This is a genomic window from Glaciecola sp. G7-5, from assembly GCF_055808975.1.
In genome coordinates, this window is sequence record NZ_CM147892.1 from 1,055,421 (window position 1) to 1,072,434 (window position 17,014).

Annotated in this window: 12 protein-coding genes and 1 tRNA gene; 8 read left to right on the forward strand and 5 right to left on the reverse strand. The window is 40.5% G+C overall.

Features of this window, described 5'->3' with window-relative positions; translation table 11 throughout:
* Positions 1-293: 293 nt before the first annotated feature.
* Positions 294-370, forward strand: a tRNA-Arg gene (locus AC0L6H_RS04705).
* Positions 371-556: 186 nt separating this feature from the next.
* Here the strand turns inward: AC0L6H_RS04705 and AC0L6H_RS04710 are convergent.
* The 5 genes from AC0L6H_RS04710 to AC0L6H_RS04730 all read right to left on the reverse strand — a co-directional run bounded on the left by AC0L6H_RS04710 (position 557) and on the right by AC0L6H_RS04730 (position 5,570).
* Positions 557-1,399, reverse strand: a complete 843-nt coding sequence (locus tag AC0L6H_RS04710; protein WP_473392903.1) for a cold-shock protein — start codon at positions 1,397-1,399, stop codon at positions 557-559.
* 174 nt (positions 1,400-1,573) lie between these two features.
* Positions 1,574-2,359, reverse strand: a complete 786-nt coding sequence (istB, locus tag AC0L6H_RS04715; protein WP_473392905.1) for an IS21-like element helper ATPase IstB — start codon at positions 2,357-2,359, stop codon at positions 1,574-1,576.
* 10 nt (positions 2,360-2,369) lie between these two features.
* Complete coding sequence (istA, locus tag AC0L6H_RS04720) at positions 2,370-3,896, reverse strand: IS21 family transposase (RefSeq protein WP_473394464.1); 1,527 nt, start codon at positions 3,894-3,896, stop codon at positions 2,370-2,372.
* Positions 3,897-4,903: 1,007 nt separating this feature from the next.
* Positions 4,904-5,086, reverse strand: coding sequence for a hypothetical protein (locus AC0L6H_RS04725; RefSeq protein ID WP_473392906.1), 183 nt, complete (start codon positions 5,084-5,086; stop codon positions 4,904-4,906).
* Between the two features lie 142 nt (positions 5,087-5,228).
* Positions 5,229-5,570: a hypothetical protein gene (locus AC0L6H_RS04730; RefSeq protein WP_473392907.1), complete on the reverse strand. Its 342-nt coding sequence runs from the start codon at positions 5,568-5,570 to the stop codon at positions 5,229-5,231.
* 407 nt (positions 5,571-5,977) lie between these two features.
* On the opposite strand from AC0L6H_RS04730, the gene AC0L6H_RS04735 reads away from it, so the two are divergent.
* The 7 genes from AC0L6H_RS04735 to AC0L6H_RS04765 all read left to right on the forward strand — a co-directional run bounded on the left by AC0L6H_RS04735 (position 5,978) and on the right by AC0L6H_RS04765 (position 16,977).
* Positions 5,978-7,777, forward strand: a complete 1,800-nt coding sequence (locus AC0L6H_RS04735) for a hypothetical protein (protein WP_473392909.1) — start codon at positions 5,978-5,980, stop codon at positions 7,775-7,777.
* 3 nt (positions 7,778-7,780) lie between these two features.
* Positions 7,781-8,497 carry an OmpA family protein gene (locus AC0L6H_RS04740; RefSeq protein WP_473392910.1) on the forward strand — a complete coding sequence of 239 codons (717 nt, stop codon included), beginning with the start codon at positions 7,781-7,783 and terminating at the stop codon, positions 8,495-8,497.
* Entirely contained in the window at positions 8,497-9,645 is a 1,149-nt protein-coding gene (locus AC0L6H_RS04745; RefSeq protein WP_473392911.1) for an HNH endonuclease, read from the forward strand. Before AC0L6H_RS04740 ends, AC0L6H_RS04745 begins: the two co-directional genes overlap by 1 nt.
* A 6-nt stretch (positions 9,646-9,651) precedes the next feature.
* Positions 9,652-10,263: a hypothetical protein gene (locus AC0L6H_RS04750; RefSeq protein WP_473392913.1), complete on the forward strand. Its 612-nt coding sequence runs from the start codon at positions 9,652-9,654 to the stop codon at positions 10,261-10,263.
* A gap of 73 nt (positions 10,264-10,336) precedes the next feature.
* Positions 10,337-12,556: a helicase-related protein gene (locus tag AC0L6H_RS04755; RefSeq protein ID WP_473392914.1), complete on the forward strand. Its 2,220-nt coding sequence runs from the start codon at positions 10,337-10,339 to the stop codon at positions 12,554-12,556.
* A gap of 12 nt (positions 12,557-12,568) precedes the next feature.
* Positions 12,569-15,718, forward strand: coding sequence for an Eco57I restriction-modification methylase domain-containing protein (locus AC0L6H_RS04760; protein WP_473392915.1), 3,150 nt, complete (start codon positions 12,569-12,571; stop codon positions 15,716-15,718).
* 69 nt (positions 15,719-15,787) lie between these two features.
* Positions 15,788-16,977 (forward strand): IS3 family transposase gene (locus tag AC0L6H_RS04765; protein WP_473391102.1). Its coding sequence is split into 2 segments (ribosomal slippage): positions 15,788-16,046 and positions 16,046-16,977, totalling 1,191 coding nucleotides; the frame shifts between segments, so codons are not numbered across the junction.
* Positions 16,978-17,014: the final 37 nt, after the last annotated feature.

The following is a 17,014-nucleotide window of genomic DNA, read 5'->3' on the forward strand; positions in this document are numbered from 1 at the left end:
GACTATCTGCTAGTGTTTTAACTTTCCAAGTTGGTTTTTAAGACTTGTTATGGTTTTTCATAAGCTTAAGCGGGTACTTTCACTTAGCAATGTTACGTTGTTTGTACGCTAAGCTATTATTTGAACGAGCGAGTTAAAGACCGTAGCACCAAGCGGTTTTAATGTGTTAACATTCTCGCCCTTAGTTACGCTCCCGTAGCTCAGCTGGATAGAGTATCGGCCTCCGAAGGTAATACTCATTGAGTTTGTGACAACTGAGGGTAACAGTCAAAAACGCCACAACAAAAGATTATGCTCCCGTAGCTCAGCTGGATAGAGTGACGGCCTCCGAAGCCGTAGGTCACGCGTTCGAATCGCGTCGGGAGCGCCATTTTGTTGGGTTGTAGCGGCATTTCTGTTTAAAAAAATGTAATCTTCATATGATCTCGTAAAACATTTAATTGGCTTTCATGTTTTGTTTATGAGTACTTTTTATTTGTGAGCATCTTTGTGTTTTGATAGCTGTGACACATGTGTGACAAGTCTGTGCGAACAGTCAGTTGTAACTATTAAATAGTCAAATATCTTTAAATGCCGTGAATTTGACTACTCGTGCATGAGTCCCCTTATTTTTTAAACCTAGCTTTATACAAAGTTTTGAATAAATCTCTGGAGGAAACCCTCCTTTAAAATCCCAAGACGAGTCACTAGACTTCATGCGAACAATTCCTGATATGTTTTGATACTTTTGGCCCAAGCGATTCTTTATTATATAATTAGAGACCTGATGACTCTCTGTAAAGTTTAAATTCTTTATTTCGGCGACTAACTTTTTGAATTCTTTTTTGCAAACTTCTTCTTTAGCGTTTTCTTCTTTACGCCTCTTTTTTGCTTTTTCTTTTTCTTTTTTCAATCTTTGTTTTAATTTTTTCTTATCTTTTTTTAGTTTTTTATTTAATTTTTCCTCTTCAACTATTCGAATAGCCTCCCTCTCTTCTTTAAGTTTTATTCTTTGATTTTTATAGTCATTAGCTCTTTCTTCTCCGCTTAGGTCACAGGTTGCTTTATATATCCAAGCTGGTAGAGCTATATCAATATCTAGCCAAAGTAATTTAATCTTTTCATCAAAGCTAGGAAACTGATTTTTTACTAACTTTTCAATATCTGTTTTGCTTAACGCACGAAAGACATTGTCCCCTTTGGAGGTGTTTTCTACTTCATACCAAAGGTATAACTCTCCATAGTTTTCTTCATCATCAAGTTTTATAGCAAGTTCAGGTAGCGCTTTTTTGATTTTTTTAATATGGAAAAATAGTTCAGTTGAACCACTTTGGTAGAAGATACGCTCAATAAATCCGAAACCTCTGTCTGAAAAATATTTTTTTATTTTTCCAAAGTTTATTTCAGGGGCACTAGTCATTAAAAGTCGAACTCTCTAAAGTATAAAATTACAAAAATAGATCGGATATCGTAACATGAAGTTATAGTAGCATCCTACCGTTAGAGGTTTGTTAATTTGCACCCTAATGGCGCCACCCATTTGCGGCCTAATGGAGCCACCTAGAAGTGCTCTTTTTACCCTCAAACAAGTTGATTATTGACCGCTTTTTGAAGCGCGTCCAGTTTTGTTGGTATTTGGTGTTTTCTCCTCTCTTAATTTTCGGTAACTTTCACCTTCGAGTATCAAGCGATAAGCATTGTGTCTTAGCCTATCGAGCGTGGCTGCGCCAAGTAGCTTATTCGGGAAGGCATCGCCCCATTCGGTGAAGTCTAAATTACTAGTAATGATGGTGGCGTGCTGTTCGTACCTTTCATCAATAAGGTCATGTAAGTCTTCATCTTGCGGGGGTTTCAAGGGTTTCAAGCCGAAGTCGTCAATGATGAGCAACGGCACTTTGGCTAAGGCTTGGAAGCGCTTTTCATATGTATTGGTGGCGCGTGCGGCATTAAGATTAGCGAGCAATTTAGCTTGAGTAAAAAACAACACATCTACCCCTTTTTGTACTGCGCAATGTCCAATGGCTTGGGCTAAGTGACTTTTTCCTGTGCCGCATGGTCCTGCAATGAGTACCGCGACTTTTTCATCAATAAAGCCGCATGTTGCTAATTCTTTTACATACGATTGGTTAAGGTGAGGATTGCTAGTTAAGTCGAAGCTTTCGAGTGTTTTATTAGACTTAAACCCCGCACGGCGAAGCCGTGTGGCATACTTCTTACTGTCTCGCCTTGCTACCTCGTCTTGCACCAATAAAGCCAAGAACTCCGGATAAGTCATTTGGTGTTCAATGGCCTCGCGGTTACGTTGAGCCAGCGAATCAGTCATGCCCGATAGGCGAAGTTGTTTCAGTAAGGGCGATAATTCTGGAATAGGATTAATCATAGTCATTTCTCTAATGTGGAATAAGTTTGTTGGGGTCGCGATGGAAGCGGCCTTTGCCAGTGTAACTGTCGCTTAAGCTATCGAAGGCGTGACTTTCATGGGGCATTTCATCCAAGCCTTTTTCGAGTATTTGCTTCACTGCGCTGTAGCGCACATTGTCGAAGGTTAAGGCACGGTAGCAGGCATTTTCTAATCGTACTGGCCCGTAATTTTTGGCGAAGCCCACAACACCTTGTGCCGCACGCAGGTTATCAAGCACGCGACTGGCAAACAGGCGCTTGATAAACAAGTGGCAGTATTCGCCGACTTTTTCGGCTTGCTTTAGGCAGTATTGTGGGTCTTGCATATTGTAAGCTTGTGCCGCAGGGGGTTGATGCTCTTTGACAGTAGAGCGGCCACCTTGGTGGCGCAATCGTTTGTGGGTCGCTTTTAACTCGTGCTGCTGATAAATGCGTACCGTGCTGTCGCCGGCACGCAACCAGACAGTTTCGCGTATCAGTATATAAGGCACTGAGTAACGACAGTGTTGGAATTGAACATGACCATCACCATGCACTTTTACTTGTGCCCATACGGCAAGCTCGGGGGCGACATCAGGTAAAGGTTGTAGCAGCTCTTGCTCGACTTCCTTGAATTGCGTCAGTGGAATAAGTTTCGTCGTGCCATGTTTGCGATTGCCAGCCACACCCACTAACCATGCTTTTAATTGTGCATTCGCGTCGCTTAAGCTACGGAATTCCTTTAAAGGCACGAATGCATTTTTGATGTACTTGACGTTGGATTCTACACGGCCTTTCTTCTTTGGCTCGCGCACAGGACACGGTGCAATTAAAAAGCCATAGTCTTCAGCGCATTCACCATAGGCACGCTGAACATCAGGATCGTGATAGCAGGCTTTGGTGATGGCGCACTTTGGATTGTCAATTATCACGCGTTTAGGCACACCATTGAACCATTCAAAGGCGCGGCGGTGGCACGACAACCACGTAGCCGTACTTTGGTCCCATATGAATTCTGCGTACATATGGCGACTCCACGCCAAGGTCATGACAAAAATCCATGTCTTACGCAATTCGCCAGTTTGCGTATCGACTATCAGCGGGCCAGCGCCGAAGTCGACTTGCACCGCATCGGCCGGGTCGAACTCCATAACGGTCGAGACTGCGCCAGGCTCTTTTTCTTTGACACTATTGATGTAGCGAATGACAGACCAGTAGCTGCCCGTAAATCCATAGTTTTGGACAAGTTGTTGGTGAATAGTCGTGGCTTGCACGCCACTTTTCATCCATGTTTTTACTTTGTCAGCATGGGGTAACACGCTAGACATAGTGGACGATGATGTGTGCACAGTGACATTGAGCACCGTGGCTAATTCAGCATTTTCAGGCAGTGGCTTCAGTTTATCTAGCCAGTCTTGCGCAACTGCGGTATCCCTTAACTTCTGTGCCTTTTTCCTGCCCATCAGCCCGCTTTGGGCAATTGCACGATTAGATTCACCCATTCGCATCCGAACGAGTATTTGTCGATATTGATACATTTCAAACCTCTTGTTTGCCATGCGTAACCTCCTTGCCTAAAAAGTAGACTCAAAGATACGCGATTTACAATGAAGTTTGAGGTGAAAAAGAGGAAATAAGTGGCGCCATTAGCCGCAAATACGGTGGCGCCATTAGGTGCAAATCAGGTGGTGCCATTACGCCGCTAACGATTTGGCTCCATAGCGGTGCAAATTAACAAGGTTCGAATGGATATTGCTTGTTTACACGTTTAGTCATTTTACACCTAAATAGTTGGATATTATCCTTTATTGAAGTGTCCTGCTAATTCAACCACAACAGACTTAATTTTGAACGAAAGTGAGAAAAAAACGTAAAACATGCTTGTATATGAAATTAAAAGATCAACAAAAACAGACATACCTCAGAACTAATTATTCTCGAATATAAAATTAGACATGTCCGACTTAATTACTAATGAGATTAGCCTATAACCTTCTTTGGGAACCACAGAAAAAATCATAGAACTTGACTGGTGTACCCAAAGTTCAAGCTGTTTAGGTTTGTCTAAAATCATTGGAAATTCCAATTGCTCGATCTTGTCACTTTGAAGAATTTCTATAAGCTCAGCAGTGATAGTTGCAATATCTTCGTCAGCCCTGTGTTTGCGAAAGCACTCAATGACCCTACTTGATATACATACTAGCCCTAGGTTTGTTGTCGTTATTGTTGATTCCATGTAGCACACTGTAACCGCCCATATTGTTGGTTTTAATAAAATTCCTTTAAGATGAGTTTTTGCTCACTCAGTAAAATAGAATTTGCTGATGCATTTGGTCGACTACGATACTTATTCGAAGAAGCAGTACATCAATGGCGTAAACTCCGACAATTTAAAGTTATCGCAACAATTTTACATTAACGCTAACGTTTAGCACGCCCAATTTATCAAGAAATTGAGCGTCACTTTCAGAGGTGTCTGTACCTGTATTAAACGCGTTAAATTTCGCTTCAAGATTTTTAGCATATGCAACAAATACAGCGACTGTTAATGCATATAGGTAAATAACTGTACATCGTCAAAAGCTTCTTCAGATACTTCTTCATATTTATCAAACATAGCTTGTGAACAGGTTTCATTAACGTACTTGCCTGTTTCTAAAAATCTTTGTTTATTTCGTTCTCGTAGTAAACTAGCATCTGCTCTCGAAAAAGATAGGTCATATCTCACACACTTGTATTAGTGCTACTACAGAAAGGACTGTGTCGGTTTAAATACCGAGCGAATTTGGTAAGATTATCATATCTGTTAATTTGAACCACTATGGATCCAAATCGTTAGTGGCGTAATAGCATTGATTAAACTTTTGTAACTAGCCAAATACTATTCTGATGATCTCAAGTATTATAACGACAAATGAATAAATTAAAGCTAAAAAAAAGATAAAAGGCATAGAAAGCAACAAAATCTGCTGTCGTTCTACCTTCAATTTATTGCGAAGTATTCTCATGACCTTTTTTGCATTTTCAAGCTCTTCATCATTCAAATTAGAGAACTTTTCATCAGCCTTAATTTTTTGATGTGCCGCATCAACGAGTTCAGCCTCTGCTTTTAATCTAAGTGCATGTCCCAATGTTGCCCAAGCCACATAGTAATTCTTAATTGCCTTCCAAAGAGAGTCTTTACTGCCTTTGAGCGAATTTTGTATGCTCATATTCATCCCTTAGTATTCTGAGTATAACCCTCTGGTCAGTATAAGACGGATTAAAGCTATTTACTACTCTCTGTGACATTTGTCTTTTCCACTAGATTCGCTTGTTGAATTGTGCATGTTTTATTTAACGTTTTAGCTTGAAATTTTATGCGGAGATAGTCTTTTGATGCAGGAATTGAGTGATCAGGATACCATTGCTCGTACAAAGTAGCATTTTATAGCGATAGAGCCAGTAACTAATTTTGTAACTGCATACGGTAATATATGTCATTACACTTTTAGTATTAGATTCAAAATATTAAAGTACTGTATCTGTACTTTGGTCTAGTGTAATGTATTCGTTTTTAGATATGAAAAATAACAACGTATCAAAGAGATTTTGAATCGGAACCAGAAGGATTTTATAAATGGACTTTTTAAACTTGCAAAAAGATCAGGCTACTCAATTAGCAAGTCTTCTCACCATAGTCGTATGCGTCACCATTGTAATCGCATTTCTTTTTGCTTTATGGGCATTGTATAAAAACCGCGCCAACGATTTTGTGTTTTACACACCTGCACTTTTGACATCCTTAGGTATATTTGGAACTTTCGCCGGTATCGTAATTGGTCTTATGGCGTTTGATGCAAAAGATATTGATGGGAGTATTGAAGGCTTATTAAATGGTTTGAAAACGGCATTTTTTACAAGCTTAGTAGGTATAGTACTATCTATGGCATTCAAGGTAATCCAAACAAGCGGCATATTCCGTCAATCTTTAACATCTGGAGAGGCCCCGTCTGCCACGCCCGAAGATATTCTACTCGCCATAAATCAGCAACGTCAATCTATCGATACTCTAGTTTCGGCTATTGGCGGCGACAGCGATGGGTCAATCCTCAGTCAGCTTAAGTTACTTCGCGGGGATATAAACGATAATCAAAAACTTGGACTTAAAACGCAACAATCCACTTCTGAAACACTGAGTTTGATCAATGAAAAAATATCCTCTCAACAAGAAGCCTTCACCACATTCACAGATAAGCTTTGGATCAAAATGCAAGATTTTGCAGATATGCTCTCAAAATCCGCTACTGAAACTGTTATTGAGGCACTTAAACAGGTTATTACTGACTTTAACAATAACCTGACAGAGCAATTTGGTGAAAACTTTAAGCAGCTAAATGAAGCTGTCAAAGAGTTAGTTACTTGGCAGGAAAATTATAAACTTCAACTTTCTGAGATGTCAGAGCAATACAAGCTTGGCGTCGCCTCAATAGCTGCGACAGAAACTTCAGTAGCAAATATAAGCACTGAGTCTAAAGCGATACCTGAAGCAATGACAAATTTAAAACAAGTAATGGAAGTGAATCAGCATCAACTATCAGAGCTAGAAAACCACTTAGAGGCATTTAAAGATATTAGGGATAGAGCCGTTGAAGCAGTTCCTGAAATCAAGAAACAAATTGACGAAACGGTGAAGACCATATCAGAATCTGTTCAGCTTGCGAGCAATCACTACAAAGAGCTTCTGACTGAGTCTGATAAGTACATACAAAGTCACATTACAACGTCCAACGATTTACTTGAGAAGTTTGTTACCAATGCCAATGACGGTGTTGAGACTATAGGTAAAAAACTTGCTGAAAGTGCTCAAAATGTAGAGAAAGTGATTGTTGAAGGCTCTACTAGCTTTGCTGATTCAGTCACCAAATCAAATGCTTCATTGGAAAATACTGCAAATGTGTTAGACGGGAAGACGGAAGATATTCGCGAACAATTAAACGCTACGGTCGAAGATCTCAACAATCATGTAAGGGATATGATAAACGGTCTAGTTGACGACTCAAAGGCTCTAGCAACGACACTAACTGATGCAAATAAAGCGTTGGTTTCGGATACAACAACGGTCAGAGATAACGTAACTGATAGTATCGAAACAATGCAAAAACGCTTAGAAAACTCCCTTGAAGATGTATTCGCATCACAAACACAGCATATGACTAAGGTGTTTTCCAACATTGATGTAAGCCTCAAAGAGCAGGTAGGCAAAACAGGAGAAGCTGTTGAAAAACAATTAGGAATGATTGACCAATCGATGCAGCAAGAACTAAATCGCGTTATGAGTGAAATGGGCAAGGCTTTAGGTCAAATTAGTAATCAATTCGTTCAAGACTATACGAAGTTAGTTGGACAAATGAATGCTATTGTTTCAAAGGTGGCATAATTTATGTCTGACTCAAGCTCAATATTTGGTAAATCTATACAAAAAGAAGATGGTGAGCACTGGTTAACGGTGTCAGATCTCATGGCTGGCCTTATGATAGTGTTTTTGTTCATAGCTATCGCGTTCATGAGGCATGTGTCTATAGAGCGAGACAAAATAAAAGATGTCGCAGTTGCATATCAACAAAACCAAGTCGCTATTTTTGACGCTCTTAATGTTGAATTTGAAAAAGATTTATCGAAATGGGAAGCATCTATAGATAAAGAAACCTTATCGTTTCAGTTTGACTCACCAGAGGTACTTTTTGATAGCGGTGAGAGTAGCTTAAAAACTGAGTTTGAAGAAATTTTAGCTAATTTCATTCCGCGCTATTTGAGCGTTCTTGATAAATACAGAGCAAGCATAGATGAAGTGAGAATAGAAGGACATACGTCATCCGAGTGGGGCACAGGCACTCATCCAGACGATGCCTATTTTTTTAATATGACCTTGTCTCAAAACAGAACCCGCTCAGTCTTAAATTATTCATATTTTTTACCTAACCTTTCGAGGGAACAAAAGGTTTGGATAAAATCCTCATTCGCTGCGGTAGGCCTCGCTTCATCTAGGTTGAAGTTAAATGATGATGGCATAGAAAATAAACAAAAATCACGTAGGGTATCTTTTCGTGTAATCACAAACGCTGATATACAAATTCGTAAGATAATCGAAGGCTTGTAATGAGTATTAAACTGACAGTGGACCTAACGCTGCTGCATCAAGCCGTAAAAACTATGGGAGCTGAATCGGTAGTTTTTGAGTTGTCTAATGAATATATTCCAATTGAACCTATAGATGCTGAGCTTGGCAAAGGGTTAGAAGTAAATTTTGAAGATATTGAATTTGATACAGGTCTTGCTAGCTATAAAGGAAGACAGGTTCTCTTGTACATTAAGGACCATAGTTACAACAACAAAATTTATGGCGTGTTAGACGATGGAACTAAAGGAAACAAGTTTCATGTAGCTGATTGCGAAATGTTAGAGCGAATGAGGCAAAAGGGCAGATTCGAGCGATATGTAGTCACTAATAAATTAGATGGGTTGTTCTCGGTGTCTGGAACAGACAATCGCACAAATGAACTCATTGAAGGCGAAACGAAACTCAACGTATGTCAGTACTGCTTAGAGGCAATCAACTATCGTAAGTTTGGCTCATTAAGCAGAGGTGGGCCGAGGAGGGAATTTGTACAACAATTTCAACTGGGAGATTTTTTCGACACTTATAGCTCATTTTTTAAATTTATGCCTAAAGGCGTCGCTAACAGCCAATCAAGCAATTACACAGAAGATTGGGAACAAGTATCAAGGCAAATTAGGGAAAAGTTCAACTACCAATGTCAACAATGCGGCTTAGACTTACGTCAACATAAACGCCTACTGCACGTCCATCATAAAAATGGAGTTAAGTCCGATAACAGCAGCAAAAATTTAACACCACTCTGCTGTGACTGTCATCGAAAGCAACCTGATCATCAACATATGTTTATCAAACATGATGAAACGAAGCTCATCGCCCAATTAAGAAATGCCCAAGGTCTGAACGTCAAAGAAAGTTGGAAGGATATATACGATTTAGCCGATCCTGGAATGCACGGAATTATTGATTTACTAGAAAGACACCACGTCTCCTTCCCTGAGGTAGGTCAAGAAGTCCAGAACCATAAAAACGAGGTAGTTGCTGAACTTGAATTGGCATGGCCATATAAAAAAATTGGTATTGCAATTAATAAACCAGAGGCTATTACTGCAACAAAGCTAGGGTGGAAAGTTTATAGTATGCGTCATGCGTTGAGTCAGATAGAACAACTTGCAAGCAGTTTGAGATAGAAATTTATGAATAGCCAAACAGAGAATACGACACAAAAATTTGCACCGGGTGCACGAATAGAAATCCGCGACGAAGAATGGGTTGTTCGGCGTGTTGACCTGACTAACTATCAAGGCTATCAGTTGACGTGTGAAGGTATTTCAGAACTAGTGCGCGGAAAAGAGGCTTTATTTCTCACTGAGTTGGAAGATGAAATTAAGATCCTCGACCCGAAAGAAACTAAGTTAGTTCAAGACTTATCTCCTAACTTCTCGCAAAGCTTATTATTTATCGAAAGCCAGCTTCGACAGTCTACGCCAAATGACAATCTCATTCATGTGGCAAAAGAAGCGGCAATGGACGTTGTACCATATCAACTAGACCCAACCTATCAGGCATTGTCACAACCTAGACAACGCATTTTAATAGCCGATGCTGTTGGCTTGGGCAAAACGCTAGAGGCTGGAATTTTAGTTACCGAACTAATGCAGCGGGGGCGTGGTAAACGAATTTTAGTACTAACGCTCAAAAGTATGATGACACAATTCCAAAAAGAGTTCTTGGAGTCGCTTCTCAATTCCATTAACGCGATTAGATTCAAATGGCCTTCAACGTGTTCGCGGCAGAATACCTGCTAATCATAATCCGTTTTATTATTATGACAAATCGATCATATCGATAGACACTTTAAAACAAGACAATGAATTCAAGATGTATCTAGAGAAGGCATACTGGGATATTATTGTTATTGATGAAGCACATAACGTCGCCGATCGTGGCACCAGCTCGCAACGCACTGAACTGGCGCAATTATTGGCAAGAAAGTCTGATACCTTGATAATGTTGTCAGCAACACCACATGACGGCAAGGCAAAGAGCTTTGCCAGTCTAATGAATATGTTAGATCCGACAGCAATTTCAGACCCCGAAAATTACATAAAAGACGACTTTTCAAATAAAGGTCTCGTTGTACGTAGGTTCAAGCACGACATAAAAGATCAGGTAACTACCGAGTTTAAAGAGCGCTCAGTGCATGCGATCCGCCAAAAGGCGACTGCACAAGAAGAAGCGGTATATGAGGCATTACTTAACGTCCCATTTACTGTGCAAGGCGAATATGACAATGAAAAGCCAGGCCAATTAATACGCATCGGACTACAAAAGGCATTATTCTCCTCTCCAAGTGCCTGTTTAAAATCTGTCGAACAGCGCATAAAGATCTTAAAACCAAATTCAGATGAAATGACTACCTCGAAGGCTATACAAAACGAAATTGAGGCATTGTTACACCTACGAGCGACTCTCGAAAATACATCCGATAGTCATTGGTCAAAATATCAACGATTGATTGAAATGCTTGCCAGTAAAGCATTCAACTGGAAAAAAACTGACACTAATGACCGCTTGGTTATATTTTCGGAGCGTATTGAAACGCTTCGCGTATTAGAGCAATTATTGATAAGTGACCTAAAGTTAAATGAAAAGCAAATCACCCAGCTTCACGGAGGTATGAGCGACATTGAACAACAAGATATTGTTGAGAAGTTTGGTAAACCAGAGGAAAAACTTAGAATCTTATTATGCTCAGACGTTGCAAGTGAAGGCATCAATCTTCACTACTTATCCCATCGCTTGATTCATTTTGATTTACCGTGGTCCTTAATGGTCTTTCAGCAAAGAAATGGTCGTGTTGATAGGTATGGCCAAACAGAAGAGCCGGAGATTTATTACATGATCACCGAAAGTGAAAATCAGACCATAAAGGGTGATTTGCGTATTTTAGAAATACTTCAGGAAAAAGACGAACAGGCCTACGAAAATATAGGTGATCCTGCAACTTTTATGGATGTGTTTGATGTTCAAAAAGAAGAGGATATAACGGCAGACGCCATGCTTTCAGGTATGACTGTCGACGAATTTGATGCGACTTATACACCTGATACTCAAGAAAATGAGGGTGATGACCTCATGGCTATGTTTCTTAATTCAGGCCAAGAAGATGCCAAGCCACAAGATGCTCAAAAAGCACCCACAGAAAAACCACTAAGCCTGTTCGATACTGATTATCAGTTTGCTAAGTCGGCGCTACGTTTTCTTAATCTGCTAAATAGGCGAGTGGCAGTCGATTTTAATGATGTAAGCAAGATTATTCGATTAACGGCACCAGACGACTTAAAGCAAAAATTTAAGGCATTTCCATCAGAAATTTATCCGGAAAACGGTGAGTTCATTTTAACGGCAGATAAACAAGCCTACATGGATGAAATTAAACGGGCACGCAGTGATGATAATGCATGGCCTAAACATCATTACTTGTGGCGTAAACACCCACTCACCGACTGGTTGCAAGAGCGTATGCTTGGCAACACTGGACGGCACGAGGCGCTAGTATTGGGGCTCAATAGTCAACTTGATGCAAATGACGCGATTTTCTTTGTTAGTGCACTTATTCCTAACCGTAAGGCACATCCTGTCATTTGGCAGTGGTATGGCATACATACTAAAAATAGCGAGGTCCAAAAAATAGAACCACTCGCTACCACACTTGAAAAATATGGCGAGTATATTCGCGCGCTGCCAAACACAGGCCTGCCGGTTGACATATCCTCCTTGGAAAAGCTCCGCGCTCCGGTTATAGACACAGTCACTAAAGAAGTACTTGCAACTAAGCAGGAATTTGACGCGCAAACACAACCTAAGTTACAAAAGCAGTTAGCGGAACTTGCCAAATTAAAAACAAAGCAAGTAGAGCAAATGGAGCTTGAAGTAGGCCGTAAATTATTGACAACCCAACAAAGCCAAAGGCTTAAAAAGCAGCGACATATCGATAAAGTGTTTTTTGAATACCAAAGATGGGTTGAAGATACCTGGCAAACAGAGGCTGTGCCATATATACAGTTAATAGCCGTGTTAGCGCCGGTAAAGGAATAAAGGAGTAGAATTATGGCTATCAGTGACAATGCTGCAACGTTTTTAGGTATTCATAACGAGAATGAATTCTATTCTGCTCATTATTTATCAGAAGTGTTTGAAGGCGATATAAAAGAGCTTATTCAAGCATGGTTGCAGCGCGAAGCTGATGACGATGCAAATGACTTGACTACTACTTTTGTGCCCCCCTATAAACGTTTGCGCGACGCAGCTCGTGATTACTTCGCAATGCGTGAGCAATCTCAAAAGGAACGGAATCAACAAAAAGCAGTTGCTATGCAGCGAGGATTTTTTGAAAAGTTCTTAACTACTATTGATTTTCCGTATACCGCTAATAATATCGTTGTCGGGAAGGATGTTGAGATACCGGTATTGTCAGTTTTCCCAAATGCCGAACAACCAAAAGTATGGATATTAGGTGCGCTAGATATAGAAAAAGAAGGGCTCGATCCTTTTAGTTTACCATTGGATAAATCTCAATTTTACGGGCCGAAACCACACGCTAATAAACTAGCAGGAACCACTTGGTTCGAGCTTATTAACGACTATGTATTCAAACTAGATGAGCCACCCCGTTGGGTGATATTACTAAGTGATCGCCAGTGTGTGCTAGTCGATCGTTTTAAATGGCTACAGAATCGTGTATTGCGTTTTGATTTGGACGAAATATTAGGACGCAAAGATGATAAAACTCTTAAAGCCACTGCTGCCTTGCTGCATCAAAGCAGTTTGGCACCATCTGACGGCGCATCGTTATTAGATAACTTAGACGAAAATGCCCATAAGCATGCATTTGGCGTATCTGAAGATTTAAAATATGCCATTAGAGAAGCAATAGAGCTACTAGGAAACGAGGCAGCAAAACAGTTACTGGAACGCAGTGATATTGCCTATGAAGGAAAAAGTGCGTTGTCGCCAGAGCAGCTCTCTAGAGAGTGCTTGCGGTACATGTATCGCTTGTTGTTTTTGTTTTACATTGAGGCGAGACCAGAACTAGGCTATGTCCCTATTAAAAGCAGTGAAACATATCTTAAAGGCTATAGCTTAGAAAGTTTGCGTGACTTGGAGCTAGTGCAGTTAAACACTGAGCAATCGGTAAACGGCTATTATTTTCACGAAAGTATCCAAAAGCTTTTTGACATGATCCATCAAGGGCGTCAACGGCCAGAACAAGACCAACAAGGCTTGCAGCTTGAAGACATGCAAGCAACTTATTCTATCGGTATTGACGGTTTTGAAATTCCTTCCTTGGATAGCCATTTGTTCGACCCCAAACGCACTGCTTATTTAAACAAAGTAAAATTTAAAAACAGCACACTACAAAAAGTTATTCAATTAATGTCACTCACTCGTGAAACAAGTGGCAGAGGTAATAAGAGAAGAGGCAGAGTAAGCTATGCGCAACTTGGTATTAACCAGTTAGGTGCGGTATACGAAGCGCTGCTGAGCTACCGTGGCTTTTTTGCCGCCCACGATTTATACGAAGTAAAAAGAGCCACTGATAAATACGATGAACTCGACGCCGGCTTTTTTGTGTCAGCAGATGAAATTGGTGAATACGCTGAGGACGAAAAAGTATTTGAACGCGATGACGAAGGTCATAAAGTTTTAAAGAAACACCCCAAAGGTAAGTTTATTTATCGGTTAGCAGGACGTGATAGACAAAAATCAGCAAGTTACTACACGCCAGAAGTGCTGACAAAAAGCTTAGTTAAATACACTTTACGAGAGAAATTAGGTGCTGATTTAGAAAAATTAAGTGCCGACGAAATTCTAAATTTAACCATATGCGAGCCAGCAATGGGCTCTGCTGCGTTTTTGAATGAAGCAGTTAATCAATTGGCAGAAGCCTATTTAACCAAAAAGCAGACTGAATTAAATGAGCGGATTGAGCACGCAAAATATCCTGCGATTTTACAAACCGTCAAGATGCATATGGCTGACCATAATGTATATGGGGTTGACTTAAACCCAATTGCAGTTGAACTTGCAGAAGTCTCACTTTGGCTTAACTCATTAAATGGCAGTAGCCATGTGCCATGGTTTGGTTATCAATTATTTAATGGTAATTCACTAATTGGTGCACGTAGGCAGGTTTATCATACATCTGCACTTACCGCTAAACGCAAAACTGATTTGTGGTATAGCCTAGCACCAAAGCGCTTATCTACTGAGTCGTTGAAAACGGCTAGTAGCAGACAAGACAGTGAAATATACCATTTCTTACTACCTGATATTGGTATGGCAAATGTTAACGATAAGGAAGCCAAAAAGCTTAAACCTGATGCATTTGCTACCATTAAAGAATGGCGCAAAGGTTTTATCGCACCAATCGAAGACTTTGAAGTTACACTTCTCAAAAAAATGAGTAAGGCCATCGATTTACTATGGTCACAGCATGTTCAAACGCTCAGAGTCGACCGAAACAAAACAGAAGATATTTTTGCTATATGGGGGCAAAGCGATGAAAGTCACCCAACCTCTACTGCTGCAAAAGATGAAATTAGGGCTAAGGGTATTTTTAATCATGATGCTTCTGTAGCTACGCCATATCACCGGTTAAAGCTAGTAATGGATTATTGGTGTGCCATGTGGTTTTGGCCATTGGATAAAGCTGATTTGTTGCCAGACCGTGCGACTTGGCTAATGGAGCTAAATTTAATCCTGCAAACTGAGATTTATAATTTCAATCAGCCGCAACAAGATGATTTAGCGCTTACCACGAGTATTCAAAACGGAAAAACAGGGCTTGAACCCGCGCAAAGTAGCCTGTTTGGCGAGGCGCAGCCCAGTTTGTCTGATAGTCATACCACGCTCAGAAAAGTATTAAATGCAAAAGGTCAGCTCCACCTTCCTAGTCTCTATAAGCAATTCCCTCGTTTAGGCTTGATAAAGCAACTCGCTGATAAATTCAAATTTTTTCATTGGGAATTGAACTTTGCAGATTTGTTTGCGGATCGCGGTGGCTTTGATGTGATGTTGGGGAATCCGCCTTGGTTAAAAGTAGAGTGGAATGAAGGAGGTGTGCTTGGCGACTTCAATCCAGAGTTCTTAATCAAAAAGCTTTCAGCTACACAGTTGCGTGAAAGAAGATTACAAGCATTCGATGAAAAACCAAATTTAGCACAGACATGGTTTACAGAATTAGAAGAGGCAGTGTAGTGGTAGAGTGAATTTGGCCACCTAACAAGAAATGTTATGCTACAAGCATAGCAAGATTAGGTGACAAATATGAAGAAAAGTAAACGACCTACTTACAGCCCAGAATTTAGGCTTGAAACGGCACAATTGGTAGTCGATCAAAACTATAGTCAAGAAGAAGCCGCAAAAGCTATGAATGTTGCGCCATCGACTATCAGTAAATGGGTGAAACAGCTCAAGCAAGAGCGCCGTGGTGTGCAGGTTAAACAAACACCAATGACGCCAGAGCAAATTGAAATCCGTGACCTAAAGAAGCGTCTAGAGCGCGCTGAATTAGAGAAGGAGATACTAAAAAAGGCTACCGCTCTGTTGATGTCGGACTCCATGAACAACTCTCGCTAGTCGAGAAACTGAGTCAGAGCGATAAACGCCGTTATTCAATAAAACTGCTGTGCGAGGTATTTGGAGTCCATCGCAGCACATTTAAGTATTGGCGTAAAAGAGATAAACGGCTGCCGCCTGAAGTAGCCAAGTTACATAGCCAGGTGAAAGAAGTTCATCGTGAAAGTAATGGCTCAGCAGGCGCAAGAACCATTGCAGTGATGGCTACTAATAATGGTTTTCCGCTAACTCGCTATCGAGCTACCAATATCATGCGTAAGCTTAATTTGGTGAGTTGCCAGATACCAAAACATGCATACAAAAAGTCAGGACAAGAGCATGTAGCTATTCCAAATATATTGGATAGGCAGTTTGCTGTTACCGAGCCGAATCAAGCGTGGTGTGGCGATGTGACGTATATCTGGACAGGCTCTCGTTGGGCTTATTTGGCGGTAGTATTAGATTTATTTGCAAGAAAACCAGTCGGATGGGCAATGAGCCATTCGCCTGATAGCAACCTGACATGTCAGGCGTTAACAATGGCATTTGAAAGCCGTGGGAGACCGAGCAATGTGATGTTTCACAGCGATCAAGGGAGTCATTATACGAGTCGTCAATTTAGACAATTAATTTGGCGATATCAGATCAAGCAGAGTATGAGTCGGCGCGGAAATTGTTGGGACAACAGCCCAATGGAAAGATTTTTTAGAAGTTTAAAAACGGAATGGATACCGACAACTGGTTACAAGAATTTTAGCGAAGCCAAACATAGAATTAATGACTACATTATTGGTTACTATAGCAATATTAGACCTCATTCATATAACGGTGATTTGACCCCAAATGAATCGGAAATAAGGTACTGGCAATTTTATAAACCCGTGGCCAAAATGACTTGACCACTACACAGAAGGAACTCAAAGTTTTCTGAATGCG